Origin of the sequence: Streptomyces sp. NPDC094034 (genome assembly GCF_040303865.1) — a bacterium.
Classification (GTDB): Bacteria; Actinomycetota; Actinomycetes; order Streptomycetales; family Streptomycetaceae; genus Streptomyces.
Genome location: NZ_JBEOUD010000011.1, coordinates 87,881 through 107,029, shown reverse-complemented (window position 1 = coordinate 107,029; position 19,149 = coordinate 87,881). Strand labels below are relative to the sequence as shown.

The following is a 19,149-nucleotide window of genomic DNA, read 5'->3' as shown; positions in this document are numbered from 1 at the left end:
CGGCGCGCTCCGGATGAGGGATCGGAGCGCGCGAACTAGGGTGCGATTCATGGCCGGAGATACAGGGCTGGGGAGCGGACGGGGCGCCGCCGCGGCACCGGACCCGCGCCGCTGGAAGGCGCTGGCCGTATGTCTGGTGGCGGGCTTCATGACGCTCCTCGACGTCTCCATCGTCAATGTGGCCCTTCCGTCGATCCGTGAGGGGCTGCGTACCCCGGTCTCCGACCTCCAGTGGGTGCTGTCCGGCTACGCGCTCGCCTTCGGCCTCTTCCTGATCCCCGCCGGGCGGCTGGGCGACGCCCACGGGCGGCGGCCGGTCTTCATGATCGGGCTCGCCCTCTTCACCCTGGCCTCCGCCGCCTGCGGAGCGGCCCAGTCCAGCCTCTGGCTGGTGATCGCCCGGCTGGTACAGGGCTTCGCCGGAGGCATGGTCACCCCACAGATCTCCGCGCTGATCCAGCAGATGTTCGCCGGCCGTGAGCGGGGCCGGGCCTTCGGCATGTTCGGTGTGGTGGTCGGCCTCTCCACGGCCGTGGGCCCGCTGCTCGGCGGTCTTCTCATCCAGCTGGCGGGCGCCCGGGAGGGCTGGCGCTGGGTCTTCTACGTCAATCTGCCGCTGGGCGTCGTCTGTCTGCTGCTGGCCCGGCGACTGCTGCCCGACACCCCCTGTGCGGGCCCGGCGCGCCTACGCGATCTCGACCCCTTCGGGGTACTGCTGCTCGGCACGGGCGTTCTGGCGCTGCTGCTGCCCTTCGTCCAGTCGCAGCAGTGGCACGGCTGGGAGAAGTGGCTGCTGCTGATCGTCGCCGCCGTGCTGCTGGCCGGGTTCGTGAAATGGGAGTCCCGGTGCCGGCCCGGCGGCACCCAGCCGGTGCTGGACCTGCGGCTCTTCCGCATCCGCTCCTACTGGCTGGGATGTCTGCTGAGTCTGCTGTACTTCGCCGGGTTCACCACGATCTTCTTCATCAGCACCCTCTATCTCCAGAGTGGACTGCACTACACCGCTCTGGAGGCCGGACTGGCCATCACCACCTTCGCGGTGGGCTCCGGCGTCGCGGCGGGCATCGGCGGACGGCTGGTCAACCGGTTCGGGAGACCCCTGGTCGTGGTCGGACTCCTCATCGTCACGGTCGGACTCGCGGCCACCACGGTCGCCGTACATCTGGTGCCGGGGCGGGGCGCGGGCTGGGCGATGGCGGCTCCGCTGCTGGTGGCCGGTCTCGGCAGCGGCCTCGTCATCACACCGAACCAGACACTGACCCTCGCGGAGGTGCCGGTGCCCATGGCGGGCAGCGCGGGCGGCACGCTCCAGACCGGCCAGCGGGTGGGATCCGCGATCGGTATCGCCGCCGTGGGATCGGTCTTCTTCGCCGAGGTGGGGCCGGACGGCTGGGCCACGGCGTTCGACCACGGGCTGATCGTCTCGGTGGCGTTCGTGATCGCGGCCCTGCTGGTCGCCGTCGCCGACGTACTCACCGGACACCGGGACAGAAAGCGGGGTACGGAACCGAAGAGGCCCTTCACCCACCGAACGTCCGAACCGCCGGAAGGAGACCAGCGATAGGTGCCACCGGCGGGACGCCCCTGAGACGCCCGCTCCGCCGGCCCCAAGACGCCCGCTCCACCGGCCCCGAGACGGCCGCTCCACCGGCCCCGTCAGCTCTCCAACGGGTGCCTGCGCAGCAGATACACCGCCACGCACGCCACCAGCACCATCACGCAGGCCGTGAACGTCAGCCCGGCGCCCTTCAGCCCCAGCCCGAGCGTCAGCGCGCCGACGCCGACGACGGGCAGCGAGATTCCCGTATAGGCCACGACGAACAGCGCGGAGACCGTGCCGCCCCGGTGCTCGGGCGGCGCCGCGCCGCTGACGGCGGTCATCGCCGCGCGGAAGGCCAGCCCCTGGCCCAGGCCGCCCAGGACCGCGCCCACGACGAGCAGCGCCAGCGACTCCACCGCGAGCGACGTGCCGACCAGCACCAGACCGGCCACCAGCACCAGACAGCCGTCCGGCAGCGCCCGGCGTACCCCCAGACGCCCCATCAGCGACTGGCCGATCGTGGAGGCGAGAAACAGGGAGAAGACGATCGCTCCCGAGACGGCCAGATTGTGCACGTTCAGGGTCTGGGCCACAAAGGACGGCGTCACCGCGGTGAACAGTCCCAGCAGGGCGAAGCCCGCGAACGCGGCGAGCGCGGACGGCGCGAACACCCCACGCACCTCGGGCGGCACCGCAAGCCCCCGCGGTTTCAGCCGGGGCCGCCGCGTCGGGTGCGCGACGGTCTCCGGCAGGAACCAGGTCAGTACGGAGGCGACGGCCACCAGCGCGAGATGGACGAGGAAGGGCAGCCGCAGCGGCCATGGCGCGTACTGCGCGAGCAGCCCGGCCAGCAGCGGGCCACAGCCCAGACCGCCCATGTTCGCCGCGGTGGCGGCGAGCCCGGCCCGTGCCTCGTGGCCGGGCGGCGCCAGCTCCAGCACGGTGACGGTGGCCGCGCCGCTGAGCAGCCCGGCGGCGAAGCCGGACAGCAATCGGCCCGCGAACAGCAGCGGGAGCCCGCCCTCGAAGAGGAAGCAGAGGGCGCTCGCGGCGGACAGCCCCAGCGCGGTCAGCAGCACCGGCCGCCGGCCCACCTGGTCCGAGAGATCGCCCGCCAGCAGCAGTACGGCGATCACCCCGAGGGCGTAGACGGCGAACACGACCGTCACGATCAGTTCGGAGAAGCCGAGTTGTGCGCGATAGAGCCCGTACAGCGGGGTGGGCAGTGTCGTACCGGCCATACCGACGGCGAACACCCCGGCGGCCACGGGATAGCCCAGGCGCCCGCTTCCCTGAGCGCGATCCGTCATACCAGCCCCGTCCGTCCTTCGCGCCCTGTGGGCCCTGTCCTTCGAGCCGGTGGGAGTCAGCTGTCGTTGGCCCTACCGGCCGTCCGCAGGTGGCGCATCAGGGCCGAGCCGCCGACGAGCGCGGCGACCTCGTCCAGCGGCCGGCCAGAGGGGCGCACGCTTGGATCCATCAAAGGCCCCTGTCGGACTTCTACGCCATCCGGGACCGGCCTAAGAGGTGACCGGCCCCCCGCCCGCCCCCCGCCCGGCCGGCGCCCTCGCCCGGCCCGCGCGCTATCCGACGGGAGCGCCGCCGGTGCCCCGGGTGAGGTCGGCGGTCAGTGAGGGGTCGGGCTGGGGGACCTCACCGAAGTCCTCGTCGGCGCTGTCGACACGGAGCCGGTTGATGACGGCCTCCAGCGCCGCCGGCAGCGTGGGGTGACGTCCGTGATGACACTGACTGAGCAGATCGTGCCTGACCGTCTCGGGCAGCAGCGAGGAGAGCGCGGGCGGCGCCGCGGGCCTGCCCGACCCGGGCAGCCGACGGGACTGACGGCGCCAGTACGCCGCGTCCTTGAACTCGGCCCGCTGCTGATGGGCGAGGAAGAGACAGAAGGCGGCGGTGCGATTGCCCCCGCCGGCGGCGAACTGCCACCAGAACTGGGCCGCGTCGCGGTGCCCGGTCAGATGCAGGAGCGCGGCGAAGACGACGGCGCCCTCGGGGTCGATACGGTCATGGTCCACCAGCCGGGACAGACTGGCCGCCGCCTCGGGCGCGTTCAGGACGAGGGCCACGGCGAGGCTGAGGTCGTGCGCGGCCTGTTCATGGGCCGAGGGATAGCGGCGCGGCGCCGCGCCCGGATCCGGGCGGCACGCCGCTCCCCGTACCGTCCGCCGGGCCCCGGCCCGGCTCCGCGCCGCGGCCGTGTCGTAGTCGTCGTAGGTGCTGGTGAGGACTTCCGCGTCGTCGAGCAGTGCGTCGATCGGTCCGGGATCGGTCTCGTCTGTGTGGCGCACGGTCTACTCCTCCGCCTCGGTCTCACCTACGTCGAGGTCTTTGGCCAGTCGCCTGCGGGCATGCCGTACATGGGACCGTACGGTGGCGACTTCGATGCCCATGTACTCGGCGACCTCTTCGTCCGGGACCTGGAGGACATGACGCAGTACGACCACGTCGTACTGCCGCTCGGGAAGCCGGGCGATGGACCGGTACAGCCGGATCTCCCGTTGCAGCACGTCGAATTGATCGCGCTTCTCGTGGTGGAGCAGCTTGCGGACCGCGGCGTGGAAGGCGGCGGTGTCGACCAGGGCCGGTTCCCTGGCGTGGTCGTCCAGCCACCACGCCACCTCCTCCTTGAGGAGCGCCCACGCGTACCGGGCCACGGATTCCTGGGTCAGCACATGCGGCCAGTGCTCCAGGAGCCGGGCGCAGGTGGCGTCGACCACCGTCTCGGCGGCGGCCCTACTGCCCACCTGGGTATGCGCGTAGCGCAGCCACACCGTGTGGTGGCGCGCGTCGAACGCGTCGAAGGTGAGCGCCAGCCGGTGGACCGTCCCGTCCGGGGAGACCTGATCGCCGCGGTCCTCCACGCAGTGCGCGCCGTGGGTGACGCGGACCACCGGACGTTCCGGATCAACCTGCACGCATGCCCCGTTCCCTGGACACCGCGCCGCTCCACGGCGGAGGGCGTCGGTGCGAGAGGTGTGCCTCTCTCCACCAGTCAGCCAACCGGATGAGCGCCGTCAATGTGCGGGACACACCCGGGGGTTTCTCGCGGACAGCCATCATATGATTACTGGGCGGTAGAACGGGTGGCGTTTCCCGAATGTTTCGCCGCCTCGTGCGCCGGTTCTCTCTCATATGGCCTGCCCGCGAGGAGAGTTGGGTCATCTCGTACGGTTGTCCGCGTGCGGTGGCGGGAAGTCACCGACTGTTATGCGGTGTTGTCCGGCGATGAGAACGGGGGTCGCGCGATGAGCGACAACGGTGCGGTGGATCTTGAACTGGACCGGGCGCATTCAGCCCGGATGTACGACTACTACCTGGGCGGGACGACCAACTTCCCCGCGGACCGCGAGGCCGCCGCGAGGGCCATTTCCGCCTTCCCCTCCATTCTCTCCACGGCCCGCATCAACAGGCGCTTCATGCACCGCTCCGTCCGCTTCCTCGCACGGCGGGGTATGCGGCAATTCCTCGACATCGGCACCGGAATCCCCACCTCTCCGAATGTCCACGAAGTTGCCCAGCGGGAGGTGCCGGAGGCACGCGTCGTCTATACGGACAACGATCCGATCGTGCTGGCCCACGCCCGCGCGCTGTTGCACAGCCACCCCGCCGGACGCACCGCGTACGCGGAGGCCGATGTCACCGCCCCCGAGGCCCTGTTGGCCGCCGAGGAGATACGCTCGACGCTCGACTTCACCCGCCCCATAGCGCTCAGCCTCAACGCGCTGCTGCACTTCGTCACCGACGAGCACGACGCCCACGACATCGTCGAACGGCTCAAGTCCGCACTGCCGTCCGGCTCCACGCTCGCCATAGCGCATGTCACCACCGAGTTCGACCCCGAGGGCATCGCGCGGCTCACCACCGCCTACCGTGCCGCGGGCACACCGGGACAGGCGCGCACCCGCGAGGAGATCGCCCGTTTCTTCGCCGGCTGGCAACTCCTCGACCCGGGGATCACGCCCTCGCACGAGTGGCGCCCCGACCCCGGCGAGCAGAGCGGGAACGTCACCAACAAGGAAGCCGCCTGCTACGTCGGGGTGGCGCGCAAACCCTGACCGGCACCCGCCGCCGTGCGGTGGTGCCCGTCGCTCTCGCCGTTCGCCACCGCGAGTCCGGCCTCGACATCATCCAGCGCACGGCGCGCGGCGGCGATCCGCGCGAGCAGCACGGCCCGCGACTCGTCGATGGCCGGCACCACCGGTACGGCAGGGCTCTCGCGGGTCCGCTCCTCCTCCAGTTCGCGGGCCTCCTCAAGGGAGTTGATGACGACCCCGATCAGCAGATTGACGAGCAGGAAGGACCCGAGCAGCACGAACGAGGCGAAGTAGACGATCGTCCAACGGGAGATCTCCAGGCCGCTCCGTACCGCGTCACCCAGGCCGTCGAGGGTGATCAGCAGAAAGAGGGTGAGGGCCGCGCGGCCCAGCGAACCGTAGTGTTCCGGGTCGGCCGCGGCGAAGAAGACCCAGCCGAGCATGGCGTACACGTACAGCAGCAGCGCACCGACCAGGACGAAGCTCAGTGTGCCCGGCAGACTCTTGCCGACGGCGACGATGACGATGCGCAGTTGGGGCAGGAAGCGCGCGGCGCGCAGCACGCGCGCGAGCCGGAGCAGCCGCAGGACCGTGGCGTTCTCGCGGGCGAGGGGCGTGAGGGCGAGCCCGACGACCGCCAGATCGAAGATGTTCCAGGGATCCCGGAAGAAGTCCTTGGGGCGCTCCGCGTAGGTGGCGGCGCGCAGCAGGATCTCCACGGCGAAGGCGGCGAGGAAGAGATGCTCGGCGACCTTCAGTTCCGTGTGCCACTGGTCGACCGCGCCGGTGTAGGTCTCGATGCCCAGCAGGACGGCGTTGCCGACGATGAGGCAGAACACCGCGGTGTTGAAACCGGCGGACTCCACGACGCGCCGGCTGCGATCGGCGAGAGCCGGCTGTAACCGGCTCGTCCTGTCGGACATCAGATGAACCCATTCCCCACTACGGAAGGTGACACAGACACAGACACGGATACGGAAGCTGATGGGGACCGGACACAGGCCCGGAGCCGGCACCCGGACCGGACCCGGGCAAGAGAAGCGGCCGGTGCCCGGGGCGGGGCACCGGCCGCTCTTCCACCGCGCGGCTACGCGGCGGTCGGTGAGCCGGCCGCGGGGCCGACCAGTTCCTCCAGGACGTCTTCCATGGTCACGAAGCCGATGACGGTCCCCTTGTCACCGCTGACCGCGGCGAGGTGCGTACCGGCGGCGCGCATGGCCGTCATGGTGTCGTCGAGCGGGGTGTCGATCTCGACCCTGATCACCGTGTGCAGCGCGCTGCGCGGGAAGGGCTGGGTCCGGTCGGCGGCACCGAGGGCGTCCTTGATGTGGAGATAGCCGAGGATCGTGTTGTCCGGCCCGGTGACCGGCAGCCGTGAGAAGCCGGAGGACGACGCGGTGCGCTCCAACTGCTGCGGAGTGACCTCGTGGTCGACGGTGATCGTCCGGTTGAGCGGGACCATCACCTCACCCACCGGACGTGTGCCCAGCTCCAGGGCGTCGCGCAGCCGCTCGCCGTCCGCGGGGTCGAGCAGCCCCGCCTCGCTGGAATCCTTGACCAGCCGGGCGAGTTCGTCGTCGGTGAAGACCGACGCGACCTCGTCCTTGGGCTCGACCTTCAGCAGCCGCAGGATGGCGTTGGCGAACGCGTTGATCCCGAAGATCACCGGGCGCAGCGCCCGGGTCAGCCAGACCAGCGCGGGCCCCAGCGCGAGCGCGGTCGGGGCCGGCGCGGCCAGCGCGATGTTCTTCGGCACCATCTCGCCGATCAGCATGTGCAGATACGTCGCCAACGTCAGCGCGATCACGAACGCGATCGGGTGGATCAGCGCCTCCGGCACACCGATCGCCTCGAACGGCGGCTCCAGCAGATGGGCGATCGCCGGTTCGGCGACGGCGCCGAGCACCAGCGAGGAGATGGTGATACCCATCTGAGCCGTGGCCATGGCCGCGGACAGATGCTCCAGACCCCACAGGGTGCTCTTGGCCCGGCGGCTGCCCTTGATCGCCTGGGGCTCGATCTGGCTGCGCCGTACGGAGATCAGGGCGAACTCGGCGCCGACGAAGAACGCGTTGGTGAACAGGGTGAGCACGCCGATGGCGAGCTGTAGGGCGGTCATCGGTTCTCCTCCACGAGCCGGTCGGCCGGGGCGGGCTCGGTGACCCTGACCCGGTCGGCCCGGTGGTGTTCGACGCGCAGGACCGCGAACTGCCAGCCCTCGATCTCCAGCGTGTCGGTCAGCACGGGCAGCCGCTCCAGCCGGGTCGCGAGGAGCCCGGCGAGCGTCTCGTACGGGCCCTCGGGCGCGCCGAAGCCGATCTCCGCGAGCTGGTCGAGACGGACACTGCCGTCCGCCTCCCATACGCGCCGGCCGTCGCCGGCCGGCCGGCCCGGTGCCAGGTCGGGGGTCTCGTGCGGATCGTGTTCGTCACGTACCTCGCCGACGACCTCCTCGACGATGTCCTCGACGGTGGCGACGCCCGCGGTGCCGCCGTACTCGTCTATGACCACGGCCATCGTCCGCGACTCGCGCAGGCGGCGCAGCAGCCGGTCCACCGACAGGGAGTCCGGGACGAGCAGCGGGCTGGTGGCCAGCTCGGTCACGAGGGTGCCGTCGCGCTTGCTCTCGTCCAGGGCGAGGACATCGCGGATATGGATGGTGCCGATCACCTCGTCGAGGCTGTCGCGGTAGACCGGGAACCGGGACAGGCCGGTGGCCAGCGTCAGGTTCGCCGCGTCGGTGGCGGTGGCGTGGGACTCCAGGGCCCGCACGTCCACACGCGGTGTCATCACGTTCTCCGCGGTCAGGTCTGCCAGATGCAGGGTCCGTACGAACAGCTCGGCGGAGTCCGCCTCTATGGCGCCCTCCCGCGCGGAGTGCCGCGCCAGGGCGACCAGTTCCTCGGGGGTACGGGCGGAGGCCAGCTCTTCGGCGGGCTCCAGCCCGAAGCGGCGTACGAGATGGTTCGCGGTGTTGTTGAGATGCCTGATCAGCGGGGCGAAGGCGGCGGTGAAGCCACGCTGGGGCCCCGCCACGACCTTGGCCACCGCGAGCGGGCTGGAGATCGCCCAGTTCTTCGGGACGAGCTCGCCGATGACCATCAGCACGACGGTGGACATGGCCACGCCCAGCAGCGTGGCGATGGTGGGCACCGCGCCCGCGGGCAGGCCGGTCGCCTCCAGCGGGCCGCGCAGCAGCACGGCCAGGGACGGCTCGGCGAGCATGCCGATGACCAGCGAGGTCACCGTGATGCCCAGCTGGGCGCCGGAGAGCTGGAACGTCAGCCGCTTGGCCGCCGCCAGCGCGCTGGCGGCACCACGCTCACCAGCGGCGGCGGCGCGTTCCAGCTCGCCGCGCTCGATGGTGGTCAGGGAGAACTCGGCCGCGACGAACACCGCACAGGCGAGGGTGAGCGCGAGGGCGAGGAGCAACAGAAGCACTTCGGTCACCGTGCCACCTCCGGTCCATCGCTCGACGGGACGGGGACGGCACGGCTCGTACTGGGAGGCTCACCCATTGCGGGACCGCAGCTCCTTCTCAGGTCAGATGGTAGGGACGGGGTGGGCACCCCGTCCATCAATAGTAAAGGAATCGCAAAGCAGTGCAATGGCGTGTCCGATTTATCACCATCGGTCAGCTCATCGGACCGCGTTGAAGTCCTTGCCCACGGTCAGTGTCACCACTCCCGGGGCGGCCTCCGCGTCCTGCCTGGCGACGCTGCCGGGCAGTCGTGAGGCCAGTACCTCGGCCGGTTCCGCCAGGTCCTGCGGATAGCCGACCGTGGTCTTCTTCGTGTCCTCGGGCGCGTCGCCGATACCGACGACGGTGAATCCCGCCGACCGCAGCGTCTCCGCGACCTCCGCGGCCCGGCCGGTCGTGCCGGAGCCATTGAGGACCTGGACCCGGACCGTACTCGCGTAGACCGGGCTCTTCGCGTCGGCTTCCAGCTTCTCCTTGTCGACCTCGGTGTCCTTCGCCAGGGCGGCGAACAACTCCGCCGCCTGCGGATACTGCCAGACGACGTTCGCCTTGTCGGTCGGCACATCGGCCTCCCGCGGGTAGTTCGGCACCGTGAGGAACGTCAGCCGGTCGGTGGGGATTCCCTTGACCTCGGACGCGAGACCCGAGAGGGGCTTGATCCCCGCCAGCGCCTTGTCCGTGGTCAGCGACTTCGTCGCCGAGTCGAGGAACCCGTAGAGCGCGTTCGGGCTGGTCAGCTTCTCCTGAGCCTTGGCGGCCAGGGCCTCCATGAACTCCTGCTGCCGGCCGATACGCCCCAGATCGGAGCCGTCGCCGACGCTGTAGCGCGTACGTACGTACCCGAGGGCCTCCTCGTCCCTGACCGTCTGGCACCCGGCGTCCAGGTTGATATGCGCCTTCTTGTCATTGATCGCGCTCTCGGGGCAGACCTCGATGCCGTCCAGCGCGTTGACCATGCCCTTGAAGCCCTGGAAATCGACCGACATGAAGTGGTTGATGCGCAGGCCGGTGTTCTGTTCCACCGTCCGGATGGTGCAGGCGGCGGCGTCGACGACCTCGCCGGTCATACCGCCGATGGCGAACGCCTCATTGATCTTGAACTTGTGCGGCGTCGACGTGGCGCCGTCCCCCTTGTCGCAGGACGGTATGTCCACCCACGAGTCGCGGGGGAGCGAGACGACCGTGGCCCACTTACGGTCGGCGGACACATGCAGGACCATCAGCGTGTCCGACTGCATGGTGGTCAGGCCCTTGCCGTACTTCGCGTTGTCGCCGTCCCGTGAGTCGGACCCCACCACGAGGATGTTCTTGGACCCCGGGCTCAGATTGACCGGCCGGTCGCCGCCGATCTTGTTGTCCACGTCGGCGGAGTGGATATTGCCGTTGAGATCCTGGTACACCCAGGCCGCCGCGCCGGACACACCGATGAGCAGCACGACCAGTGTCCCGCCCGACCACATGGCTATTCGGCCCCGCCGGGTCAGCCTGGCCTTTCGGCGCGCCCTCCGGCCGCCGCGGTGACCCCCGCCCGCCGAGCGGCCCCGCCGCCCGCTGGATTCCCTGCCCACGCTGATCCTCCGTGCCCCGTTGCCGGCCGCCGTTCGTCCGGACAGGCTGGTTATCGCCCCGTGCGACGAATGGCACTCTACTGGCTCTACAAGCCTGTAGAAGCAACTGGGTGTTCCGTCGGCGTTCACAGCGGCGCGGCGGCTTCGAGAGCGACGAAGAGCGCGAGGGCCGCGTTGAAGGCGGAGAGTGTGGAGGCGGCGGTCCCCGCGGCCGCCACACAGGCGGCCATCCCCGCGCGGATCCCCGCGGACGTCCAGCTTCCGCGTGGCGGCACAGGACCGAGCAGCGCGGCGACCCGGCGCGGCACCGGGCCCGCCGCGGCGAACGCCGCCAGTCCCGGCGTGGTGACCCGGCGGGAGAACAGCGCGGCCTTGCCCACCGCGCGCGCCGTGGTCCGGCGGTCGCCGGTGACCCGCGCCGCTTCCTCGTCCGCCCAGCGCTCCGTGCCGTACATCACCGCGGCGCGCAGTGGCCGCAGGAACGGGTTGGCGCAGCCGGCCAGCTGAACGGCGAGCAGCAGCCGGTGATGCCGTCCGGCCAGATGGGCGCGTTCGTGGGCGAGCAGCGCCCGCTGCTCGGCCTCGTCCAGACAGGACAGCATCCCCGTGGAGACGACGATCCGGCCGGGGGAGCCGGGCAGCGCGTACGCGTAGGGCTCCTCGTCGTCCAGGACGGCCACCTCGGCGGAGCCGACTCCGACGCCGACTCCGACGCCGACCCCGACGCCGGCCCCGAGCCCGGCCAGCGCCCGGTGCGCGCGGAAGCGGAAGCGCACATGCCGCCGTACGGTCAGCGCACACGCCACGACGACCAGGGCCAGCGCGACGATCGCAGCCTCGCCCGCGACCTCGTCGTACGGCACGGCCGCCCGTACCTCGGGATCGGACCAGCTGTCCGGGAGTGGATTCCCCGGCAACTGCGCGGTGCCCACGACCACGAGCAGACCGAGACAGAACGTGCTGCACGCCGCCAGCACGACGGCGACGAAAGTCACGAACACCGAGGCGCTGCGCGGATGCAGATGGTGTTCGGCCAGCCGCGCGATCGGCAGCGCGGTCAACGGCAGGACGAGTGGCAGGAAGACGAAGACGCCCATGGATCAGCTTTCGGGGCCGGGTTCGGATCGGGTCTCGGGGCCGCCGGTGTCCTTGAGCAGCGAGCGCAGCACCTGCTCGTCATCGGGTGACAGCGCCGACACGAAGCTGGAGAGCACCGCGTCGCGATCGTCCCGCTCATCGAGCAGACGCCGCATCCGCAGAGCCGTCAGCCCCGCCTCGTCCGCCACCGGCGTCCACAGGAAGGAGCGCCCCGAACGGCTGCGGGTCACGGCCTGTTTGCCGAGGAGACGCGTGAGGATGGTGATCACCGTGGTGTACGCCAGCTCGCCGTCGAGCCGTTCCTGCACCCAGGTCGCCGCCACCGGTGAGGTTGCCGAGCCCAGTACGGCCAGTACCTGGGCCTCCAACTGACCCTGGCCGCGTCTGCCCGTACGGGACGCCCCGTCCCGGTCGTCCATGTTCCCGACCACGAAATGGCCTCCTCCCACACCGCCGCCCCGGCCACCCTCGGGCCGGACCATCATGACCAGCTCTTCGCGGCGCACCTTTACGGCGGCCAACTTCTACAGTGTTGTAGATTTACGATGGTGCCACACGGCACCGCGTTGCGCCGGAACGTCCGGCGTGCCCGGTTCCGGGACCGAGGAAGGGAAGCAATATGGGTGTGAGCCTCGCCAAGGGCGGCAACGTCTCGCTGAGCAAGGAGGCTCCCGGTCTGACCGCCGTTCTGGTCGGCCTCGGCTGGGACGTACGGACCACCACCGGCGCCGATCACGATCTGGACGCCAGCGCCCTGCTGGTCGACGGCTCCGGCAAGGTCGTCTCCGACCGTCACTTCGTCTTCTACAACAACCTGACCAGCCCGGACGGTTCGGTCGAGCACACCGGGGACAACCTCACCGGTGAGGGCGAGGGCGACGACGAGACCGTCAAGGTCAATCTGGCCGGTGTGCCCGCCGATGTCACCAAGATCGTCTTTCCCGTGTCGATCCATGACGCGGAGTCCCGCGGCCAGTCCTTCGGACAGGTCCGCAACGCGTACATCCGGGTGGTCAACCAGGCGGGCGGCGCCGAGCTGGCGCGCTACGACCTCAGCGAGGACGCCTCGACCGAGACCGCGATGGTCTTCGGCGAGCTGTACCGCAACGGCGCCGAGTGGAAGTTCCGCGCCATCGGCCAGGGGTACGCCTCCGGCCTCGCCGGTATCGCCTCCGACTACGGCGTCAACATCTGACCTCCGTAGCCGTATCCGCCGTACCGACCGGCGCACCCGACCCCCACGCCTTCCCAGGAGCGAACGATGAGCGTCAACCTTGCCAAGGGCCAGCAGATCAGCCTGACCAAGTCCGGTGGAGGTGAACTCACCGTCGTCCGCATGGGCCTGGGCTGGCAGGCGGCCCGCAAGGGCTTCTTCGCCCGTATGACCGCCCGCGAGATCGACCTGGACGCCTCGGCGCTGCTCTTCGCCGGCAAGGAGGCCGTCGATGTCGTCTTCTTCCAGCATCTGACCAGCGATGACGGCTCGGTGCGGCACACCGGGGACAACCGCGTCGGCGGTGCGGGACAGGGCGGTGACGACGAGTCGATCGTCGTGGACCTCCAGCGGGTCCCCGTCCATGTCGACCAGATCGTCTTCACCGTCAACTCCTTCACCGGCCAGACCTTCGAAGAGGTCGAGAACGCCTTCTGCCGGCTGGTCGACGAGACCAACGGCCAGGAACTGGCGCGCTACACCCTCACCGGCGGTGGCAAGCACACCGCGCAGATCATGGCCAAGGTGTACCGCTCGGGCGGTGGCTGGCAGATGTCCGCCATCGGCACCCCCGCCGATGGACGGACGTTCCAGGACCTCATGCCGGCCGTCGTCCCCCACCTGTAGGCCGTGCCCCGGACGTCCCGTCCGGCATTCATCACACCCCGCCACTCACTATCCAGGAGACTCCACGTGGCCCTGTGGGACCGCATCAAGGATTCCGCCGCGTCGATGCAGACGCAGCTGAACGCGAAGAAGAACGATCTCAAGAGCGGCGCCTTCCGTGACGCCAGCATGGCGATGTGCGCCCTGGTCGCGGCGGCCGACGGATCCATCGACCCGTCCGAGCGCCAGCGCGTCGCCTCGCTGATCATGACCAACGACGTGCTGCAGAACTTCCCCGCGGACGATCTGCAGGCGCGCTTCAACGACTACTGCCAGAAGCTGACCGCCGACTTCGACTTCGGCAAGGTCGGCGTGTTGCAGACCATCGGCAAGGTCGCCAAGAAGCCCACCGAGGCCCGCGCGGTCATCCAGATCGGCATCGTCATCGGCGGCGCCGACGGCGACTTCGACGAGAGCGAGCGCGCCGTCGTCCGCGAGGCCTGTTTCGCGGTCGGCATCGCGCCGAGCGAGTTCGACCTCTGACGGTCATGAACCGGGGCGTGCCGTTTCTCGTACGGCACGCCCCTCAGACGTTCTCCGCGGTACTCCGCCCCGGCGGTCCGCCGGGGCGTCAGGAGCCCCCGGCCTCGCCGGGCCGGTCCTTCCCGTCGCCACGGCCCGTTCCGTCGCCACGGTCCGTCTCGTCGCCGCGGTCCGTCTCGTCGTCCGCGTTGAGACTTCTCTGGATCCGCTTGTGCGTGCGGTGTTCATGGAAGAGACGACCCACCAGCGCGCCGCCGTAGACGACGAAGCCGACGCCGACCAGCCAGGACTGGATGACCAGAACCGTTCCGAACGGGCCGTAGGTGACCGCGTTCGCGGCGATCAGCGGGGAGAAGACGACGCGCGAGAACACCCGCAGCCCGAGCAGCCCCAGCGCGGTCGCGACGGCGCCCGGCAGGAGGGCCGGCCAGCGGACGCGGCCCGCCAGGAGCACCCGCTGCGACCACCAGAAGAAGAGGCACGTCCCGATCAGATCGCCCAGGGTGGCGAACACGATCTCGACGACGGACTCGGAGGTGACGGGTGTGTTGACGAAGGCCAGCAGGAAGACGACGAGCACCGCCAGCCACAGGACATGGCGCCACATGGTGTGCCAACGCGCCGTCGGCAGCTCCCAGACCCGCTCGTAACCGGTCTGTACGGCGGAGCCGAACGTCAGCCCGAACACCGCGAGCGCGGCGAGTCCGAACGCCGTCGTACGCTGCAACGCCTGACCCGGCCTGCCGAACAACTGCTGGATCTCCGCCTGCGCGGAGGACGACACCCCGAGCCCCTGACCCAGCCAGCGGGCGAACCCCTGACCGCTCGCCGGATCGGCCGCGGCGACGAGGATCAACAGCGGCACGAGAGTGAGGAATCCGAGCGCGGCGAAGCTCATCGCCCGATGTATCAGCTCCATCTCACGCCCGCGGTTCCAGGCGAGCACGGCGGCAGACGTGCCGATCCAGCGATAGAGGCTCTGGAACCGGTGTCTGTGCTCCGTCGCACCGAAACGCTTGCGGGTCATAGGTCGTCTACTACCCGCCGGGGCCGCCGGGGGCGTGCACGGCCCCCCGGATGGGTGCCGCGCGCCCCGCCCGGCCCCGCCCACGCGGACAGGCCGTGGACGGGACGGGGCGAGAAGCGCGTACTACCCGGGCTCTCCAGGGGATTCGGCCTCCTCCAGGGCCCAGACACGTTCGGCGCGCAGTGGCCCGCTCCGGGCCATCACCCGCCCGTGGTCGATGGCGAGCGGGGCCAGTTGCGAGGCGTAACAGAGCACCACCGCGCGCTTGACCGCCCACTGCTCGTCGGACAGGGTCAGATCGTGAACGGCCCGTGTCCGGTAGCGGCTCGCGATGTCCCGATAGGCGGATCCGAAGTGCTCGTCCCCGGCGAGGGCCGCGTCGGTCTCCGCGCCGCCCCACTCCTTCAGGTGGCCCGTATAGGGGAGGTCGGCATAGATAAGGGGGAGCGGCCTGCCGAGTTCGCCGAGGACCCGCAGCGCATGGTCGCGTACCTTCGTGTGATCGGCCTGGTTGGTGCCCAGGGGAAGCAGCAGCCGTGTGTCGGGGGCGAGATCGGCGAGATACGTGTCGATCTCATGGAGCGGGCCGCCGTCCCCGTACGGACCGTCGGGATGTCCCAGGACGACCCGCTCGACCCCGAGCAGCGCACAGGCCCGGGTGTCCTCCGCCTCCCGGGCGAGATGTGCCTCGCCGCCGGAGGAGAAGCCGCAGGTGGTGTCCCACCAGGAGACCTCCTGTCCAGGACAGGGCGCGCCGCCGTACACGGTCACGACGGTGACGGGCGAGTCGAACGCGGCGATCAGACCCGCGAGTGACAGCGCGGCGTCGTCGAAGTGCGGGGAGACGATCACGGTGGAGGGCGGGGGCGGTGTCATACGGACGTGCTCCTGTCGGTGACGGACGGAAGGGGCGTGGTGAAGGCTCCGGACGGTACGGATGGCTCCGGCGAGGGCGAGGGCGAGGGCGAATTCGAGGGAGAAGATGAAGACGAGGGGGAAGGTGACGGCGCAGGCGAGGCGAGGCGCACAGCGCGGAACGCGGCGTCCCACTCGGCGTCATCGCCCTCCCACCGCCCGGGGGCGGCCGCGACCGTGCCCCAGCTGATCCCCGGGCCGAGAGCGGCGCCGTCCGGCGGCGGGGTACGGCGCAGCCAGAGCAGATCGAACCGATGGCGCGGATACGCCGTCGCGATGACCAGCCGCAGCCTGCGCAGATCGGCCGCGGTGAGTTCGTCGAAGGCGTCGTGGTGGACGTACAGCACGTGCGCCGACGACCGCGCGAGCGTACGCCAGCGGTCGGCCAGCGCCCGGAACTTGGCGCGCACGCCGTCGACCTGCCCGTCGATGTCGGACTGCGTGAGCGCGGTGCCCGACGTGGGGTGGAAGTCGTGGAAGAAGCGGATGTCGGAGCCCCGGTCCAGCGCGCACAGACCGTCGCTGAACGGCTCGACCATCCCGGGCCGCAGTACATCGGCGAAGTCACCGGCGATCGTCTCCACGACGGACTCGAAGTCGAGATCGAGCCAGTCGAAGAAGTGCGCGCGGTCATGGCCGGTGATCCGGCGGATCTGATGGGTGGACTCGCAGTGGTAGCCCAACCCGACACAACGGTCGTACATGTCGCACATCTCCGGTCTCCCCGGGCGGTCAGCCGTTCGTACGCCGCAGGAGCAGCCCCACGCTGCCGCGCTTGCTCAGATAGGCGCGTCCCGCGCAGACGGTCTCCAACTGCGGCGGCACGAGAACGGTCTCCTCTTCCGCACGCCAGGTGGCGGACCGCTCCAGCCAGGGGCGTACGCGCGAGGCCAGCGCATCGGGTTCGAGGGCGACGAAGACGAGATCCGTGGCCAGATCGTCGAGGAGCGCCAGATCCTGGCCGTAGTAGAGCATTTCGATCAGCAGGTGCGCGGCGGCGCGGGGAGCGTCTTCCTTGGCCAGTTCCGCGAGATCGGCGCCGTCCACGGTGACCGCGTCGGTGCCGGCGAGCGCGGCGGTGAGCCTGGACCTGAACACCGCGTTGGGTTCGGTGGCCCGTACGGCGAAGCCGGCGGCGACGAGCCGGTGGGTCAGCGCCCCCTCACATGCCCCCACCTCCACGAGCGCGCCGGCGGGGCCGGAGCCGAGGTCGGCGCATCGGTTCCGTACCCAGGCCGCGGTGGCGTCCAGCCGGCGCCCCTCGTACCGCGAACTGCCGAACTCCCAGGGGTCCACCACCGACGCCGCCTCGTCGTCCAGGCTGGCGAGCAGCGCGAAAAGCCGCTCACGCTGATCGGGGTCGGTGTCGAAGAAGCGCTCGACGGCGGGGACACGGGGGGTCTGTACCACGAACTCGGGGTCGGCCTCGGCCAGCAGATGCCCGCAGGAGCCGTTGACGAAGTCCAGCTTGGCGGCGATGTGTTCGCGCCCCAGCGGGCGGTCGAGATCGCTGAGGATCTGAAGGTACGGCGAGAACCCGACGGCGTGCCGCAACGTGGCCGTCGCGAGGCCGGCGCCGGAGTCTTCGGCGTCGGCGTCGGCGGCGTGGGCGAGGGCGGCGTGGGCGAGGGCGGTGTCACGGCCGAGACGCCCGCGGCTGCGCCGGTTGTCCGCGGGGGAATGGGCCCAGATCCGGCAGGGCCCTCCGGCAGCCGCCCGGCGCAGGAGTGTGGCGAGTACCTCGGGCCCCGGCGAGGCGATGCCGTCCGTCACGGGCCCGACATGGGACGCGATCAGGGCGAGCCGTTCCGGCGCTGTCATGCCCGCGCCGAGGATCAGCGTCTCGGCGCGATCGGCGAGGATCACCCGGGTCTCGCCACCACCGTCGTCGGTGAGTACGGACAGGAAGTCGAGGACGGCGTCCTCGGCCCGGAGTACGACAACGATATCAATCACGGTACTTCGGTCCTTGGTACGGAGCCGACTGCGGGAGCGGGGCAGGTGGGGCCGGTCGGGGGGTGCTCGGTACGGGTGTCGGCTGGCAGGGACCCTAGCGGTCACCGCGTATGTGGTCCAGACCAATTGGGCGCGGAGGCATCGAGTTTCGGCCACCTCGCCCCGGCTGGACCGAGGTCGCCGCACGCGCCGGTATGCCACGTGCGCTTCCGCGCGCCGCCCGCGTGGGTGAACGCGGTGATGCGGCCCCTCCGGAGAATGATCAATCATCGGACGCGTCACCTCACGCCCGTGTTCGTGTACCCCCGGAGGTTCGCCATGCCCGTAGCCCCGCTCGACCATCGGACGACCGGCTATCAACTGGCCCATGCCTACTGGCTGGCGAAGGCCGCGGAACTCGCCTACCGCGAGGAGGACGAGGCGCGGACCGTTCTCGCCGACTGGGGGTTCGACCGGTTCCGGCACTTCGAGGCACGCCATGAACTGCCGTTCCCCCTGGAGGACACCCAGGCGTATGTCGCCGCGAGCGACCGGATGATCATTACCGCGTTCCGCGGCACCCAGCCGGAGGAGATCCGCGACTGGTTGACCGACGTCAACACTCCGCCGGTGCCGGGGCCGGGCAACAAGGGCTTCGTCCACTTCGGCTTCCACCGGGCACTCGCGTCGGTGTATCCGGACGTACGCTCCGCCATCGAGACGTTCCGTACCGGCGGACAGACCGTGTGGTTCACCGGGCACAGCCTGGGCGGCGCCCTCGCCATGCTCGCCGGTGGCCGGCTGTACTTCGAGGAGCCGAGGATCCTCGCCGACGGCATCTACACGTATGGACAGCCCCGCACCTGCGACCGGCTGCTCGCCGCCGCGCACAACACCGCGCTGAAGGGCCGTACCCACCGCTTCGTCAATAACAACGACATCGTGCCGCAGGTCCCGCCGGCGCCGGTGTTCACCCATGTGGATCACGTCAGGTATTTCGACGCCGACGGCGTACTCCACGATCGGATGCCGCTGATCGACGGGCTCAAGGACCGAATCAAGGGGCGTACCGCCGATCTGTTCGCGCCCGCCTCCGACGGAATTCGCGACCACTTCATGCCCGCGTATCTGGCGAATATCGAGAAGAATCTCGCCTGATCCCGAGCGGCCC

General features: G+C 70.3%; 19 protein-coding genes. 6 read left to right on the top strand and 13 right to left on the bottom strand.

Translation table 11 applies throughout. From position 1 onward, the window contains the following. Nucleotides 1-49: 49 nt before the first annotated feature. On the top strand, nt 50-1,564 hold the full coding sequence (locus ABTZ59_RS13205; protein WP_351395326.1) for an MFS transporter: 1,515 nt from the start codon (nt 50-52) through the stop codon (nt 1,562-1,564). Nucleotides 1,565-1,656: 92 nt separating this feature from the next. Here ABTZ59_RS13205 and ABTZ59_RS13200 read toward each other — a convergent pair whose 3' ends face one another. The 3 genes from ABTZ59_RS13200 to ABTZ59_RS13190 form a co-directional block, all read right to left on the bottom strand. Next, on the bottom strand, nt 1,657-2,850 hold the full coding sequence (locus ABTZ59_RS13200) for an MFS transporter (protein WP_351395323.1): 1,194 nt from the start codon (nt 2,848-2,850) through the stop codon (nt 1,657-1,659). Between the two features lie 273 nt (nt 2,851-3,123). Beyond that, nucleotides 3,124-3,846 (bottom strand): hypothetical protein, encoded by a 723-nt coding sequence (locus ABTZ59_RS13195; protein ID WP_351395322.1) that lies wholly within the window; start codon nt 3,844-3,846, stop codon nt 3,124-3,126. Between the two features lie 3 nt (nt 3,847-3,849). After that, entirely contained in the window at nt 3,850-4,473 is a 624-nt protein-coding gene (locus ABTZ59_RS13190) for an RNA polymerase sigma factor (protein WP_351395319.1), read from the bottom strand. Nucleotides 4,474-4,803: 330 nt separating this feature from the next. Between ABTZ59_RS13190 and ABTZ59_RS13185 the strand changes: the two genes are divergently transcribed. After that, nucleotides 4,804-5,613 carry an SAM-dependent methyltransferase gene (locus ABTZ59_RS13185; RefSeq protein WP_351395316.1) on the top strand — a complete coding sequence of 270 codons (810 nt, stop codon included), beginning with the start codon at nt 4,804-4,806 and terminating at the stop codon, nt 5,611-5,613. Here ABTZ59_RS13185 and ABTZ59_RS13180 read toward each other — a convergent pair. From ABTZ59_RS13180 to ABTZ59_RS13155, 6 genes are all read right to left on the bottom strand, one after another. After that, nucleotides 5,586-6,515 carry an ion transporter gene (locus ABTZ59_RS13180; RefSeq protein ID WP_351395313.1) on the bottom strand — a complete coding sequence of 310 codons (930 nt, stop codon included), beginning with the start codon at nt 6,513-6,515 and terminating at the stop codon, nt 5,586-5,588. The genes ABTZ59_RS13185 and ABTZ59_RS13180 overlap by 28 nt on opposite strands. A gap of 164 nt (nt 6,516-6,679) precedes the next feature. After that, complete coding sequence (locus ABTZ59_RS13175) at nt 6,680-7,711, bottom strand: hemolysin family protein (protein WP_351395310.1); 1,032 nt, start codon at nt 7,709-7,711, stop codon at nt 6,680-6,682. After that, nucleotides 7,708-9,042: a hemolysin family protein gene (locus tag ABTZ59_RS13170; RefSeq protein ID WP_351395307.1), complete on the bottom strand. Its 1,335-nt coding sequence runs from the start codon at nt 9,040-9,042 to the stop codon at nt 7,708-7,710. The genes ABTZ59_RS13175 and ABTZ59_RS13170 overlap by 4 nt, the downstream gene beginning before the upstream one ends. A 189-nt stretch (nt 9,043-9,231) precedes the next feature. Next, a complete protein-coding gene (locus tag ABTZ59_RS13165; protein ID WP_351395518.1) occupies nt 9,232-10,533 on the bottom strand; it encodes an LCP family protein in 1,302 nt (433 codons plus the stop codon). A 233-nt stretch (nt 10,534-10,766) separates the two neighbouring features. Beyond that, on the bottom strand, nt 10,767-11,738 hold the full coding sequence (locus ABTZ59_RS13160) for a M56 family metallopeptidase (protein WP_351395305.1): 972 nt from the start codon (nt 11,736-11,738) through the stop codon (nt 10,767-10,769). Nucleotides 11,739-11,741: 3 nt separating this feature from the next. Further along, nucleotides 11,742-12,158, bottom strand: a complete 417-nt coding sequence (locus ABTZ59_RS13155; RefSeq protein WP_351395515.1) for a BlaI/MecI/CopY family transcriptional regulator — start codon at nt 12,156-12,158, stop codon at nt 11,742-11,744. A gap of 200 nt (nt 12,159-12,358) precedes the next feature. Between ABTZ59_RS13155 and ABTZ59_RS13150 the strand changes: the two genes are divergently transcribed. From ABTZ59_RS13150 to ABTZ59_RS13140, 3 genes are all read left to right on the top strand, one after another. Further along, nucleotides 12,359-12,934 (top strand): TerD family protein, encoded by a 576-nt coding sequence (locus ABTZ59_RS13150; protein WP_249949984.1) that lies wholly within the window; start codon nt 12,359-12,361, stop codon nt 12,932-12,934. A 66-nt stretch (nt 12,935-13,000) separates the two neighbouring features. Next, nucleotides 13,001-13,579 (top strand): TerD family protein, encoded by a 579-nt coding sequence (locus ABTZ59_RS13145; protein ID WP_351395301.1) that lies wholly within the window; start codon nt 13,001-13,003, stop codon nt 13,577-13,579. 66 nt (nt 13,580-13,645) lie between these two features. After that, complete coding sequence (locus ABTZ59_RS13140) at nt 13,646-14,101, top strand: tellurite resistance TerB family protein (RefSeq protein ID WP_351395298.1); 456 nt, start codon at nt 13,646-13,648, stop codon at nt 14,099-14,101. A gap of 88 nt (nt 14,102-14,189) precedes the next feature. Here the strand turns inward: ABTZ59_RS13140 and ABTZ59_RS13135 are convergent, their stop codons facing one another. The 4 genes from ABTZ59_RS13135 to ABTZ59_RS13120 form a co-directional block, all read right to left on the bottom strand. Then, nucleotides 14,190-15,128, bottom strand: a complete 939-nt coding sequence (locus tag ABTZ59_RS13135) for a YhjD/YihY/BrkB family envelope integrity protein (RefSeq protein WP_351395295.1) — start codon at nt 15,126-15,128, stop codon at nt 14,190-14,192. Nucleotides 15,129-15,251: 123 nt separating this feature from the next. Further along, nucleotides 15,252-16,004 (bottom strand): PIG-L deacetylase family protein, encoded by a 753-nt coding sequence (locus tag ABTZ59_RS13130; RefSeq protein ID WP_351395293.1) that lies wholly within the window; start codon nt 16,002-16,004, stop codon nt 15,252-15,254. Next, nucleotides 16,001-16,756 carry a DUF1796 family putative cysteine peptidase gene (locus ABTZ59_RS13125; protein WP_503002717.1) on the bottom strand — a complete coding sequence of 252 codons (756 nt, stop codon included), beginning with the start codon at nt 16,754-16,756 and terminating at the stop codon, nt 16,001-16,003. The genes ABTZ59_RS13130 and ABTZ59_RS13125 overlap by 4 nt, the downstream gene beginning before the upstream one ends. A 19-nt stretch (nt 16,757-16,775) precedes the next feature. Further along, nucleotides 16,776-17,999, bottom strand: a complete 1,224-nt coding sequence (locus ABTZ59_RS13120) for a class I SAM-dependent methyltransferase (RefSeq protein WP_351395290.1) — start codon at nt 17,997-17,999, stop codon at nt 16,776-16,778. A gap of 318 nt (nt 18,000-18,317) precedes the next feature. On the opposite strand from ABTZ59_RS13120, the gene ABTZ59_RS13115 reads away from it, so the two are divergent. Beyond that, complete coding sequence (locus ABTZ59_RS13115; protein ID WP_351395287.1) at nt 18,318-19,136, top strand: lipase family protein; 819 nt, start codon at nt 18,318-18,320, stop codon at nt 19,134-19,136. Nucleotides 19,137-19,149: the final 13 nt, after the last annotated feature.

What these genes read in the sequence shown, in the direction of transcription:
- ABTZ59_RS13205 (WP_351395326.1), top strand. Translation starts at nt 50, where the DNA reads ATGGCCGGAGATACAGGGCTGGGGAGCGGACGGGGCGCCGCCGCGGCA.
- ABTZ59_RS13200 (WP_351395323.1), bottom strand. Translation starts at nt 2,850, where the DNA reads ATGACGGATCGCGCTCAGGGAAGCGGGCGCCTGGGCTATCCCGTGGCC.
- ABTZ59_RS13185 (WP_351395316.1), top strand. Translation starts at nt 4,804, where the DNA reads ATGAGCGACAACGGTGCGGTGGATCTTGAACTGGACCGGGCGCATTCA.
- ABTZ59_RS13180 (WP_351395313.1), bottom strand. Translation starts at nt 6,515, where the DNA reads ATGTCCGACAGGACGAGCCGGTTACAGCCGGCTCTCGCCGATCGCAGC.
- ABTZ59_RS13175 (WP_351395310.1), bottom strand. Translation starts at nt 7,711, where the DNA reads ATGACCGCCCTACAGCTCGCCATCGGCGTGCTCACCCTGTTCACCAAC.
- ABTZ59_RS13165 (WP_351395518.1), bottom strand. Translation starts at nt 10,533, where the DNA reads ATGTGGTCGGGCGGGACACTGGTCGTGCTGCTCATCGGTGTGTCCGGC.
- ABTZ59_RS13160 (WP_351395305.1), bottom strand. Translation starts at nt 11,738, where the DNA reads ATGGGCGTCTTCGTCTTCCTGCCACTCGTCCTGCCGTTGACCGCGCTG.
- ABTZ59_RS13155 (WP_351395515.1), bottom strand. Translation starts at nt 12,158, where the DNA reads ATGGACGACCGGGACGGGGCGTCCCGTACGGGCAGACGCGGCCAGGGT.
- ABTZ59_RS13150 (WP_249949984.1), top strand. Translation starts at nt 12,359, where the DNA reads ATGGGTGTGAGCCTCGCCAAGGGCGGCAACGTCTCGCTGAGCAAGGAG.
- ABTZ59_RS13145 (WP_351395301.1), top strand. Translation starts at nt 13,001, where the DNA reads ATGAGCGTCAACCTTGCCAAGGGCCAGCAGATCAGCCTGACCAAGTCC.
- ABTZ59_RS13135 (WP_351395295.1), bottom strand. Translation starts at nt 15,128, where the DNA reads ATGACCCGCAAGCGTTTCGGTGCGACGGAGCACAGACACCGGTTCCAG.
- ABTZ59_RS13130 (WP_351395293.1), bottom strand. Translation starts at nt 16,004, where the DNA reads ATGACACCGCCCCCGCCCTCCACCGTGATCGTCTCCCCGCACTTCGAC.
- ABTZ59_RS13125 (WP_503002717.1), bottom strand. Translation starts at nt 16,756, where the DNA reads ATGTGCGACATGTACGACCGTTGTGTCGGGTTGGGCTACCACTGCGAG.
- ABTZ59_RS13115 (WP_351395287.1), top strand. Translation starts at nt 18,318, where the DNA reads ATGCCCGTAGCCCCGCTCGACCATCGGACGACCGGCTATCAACTGGCC.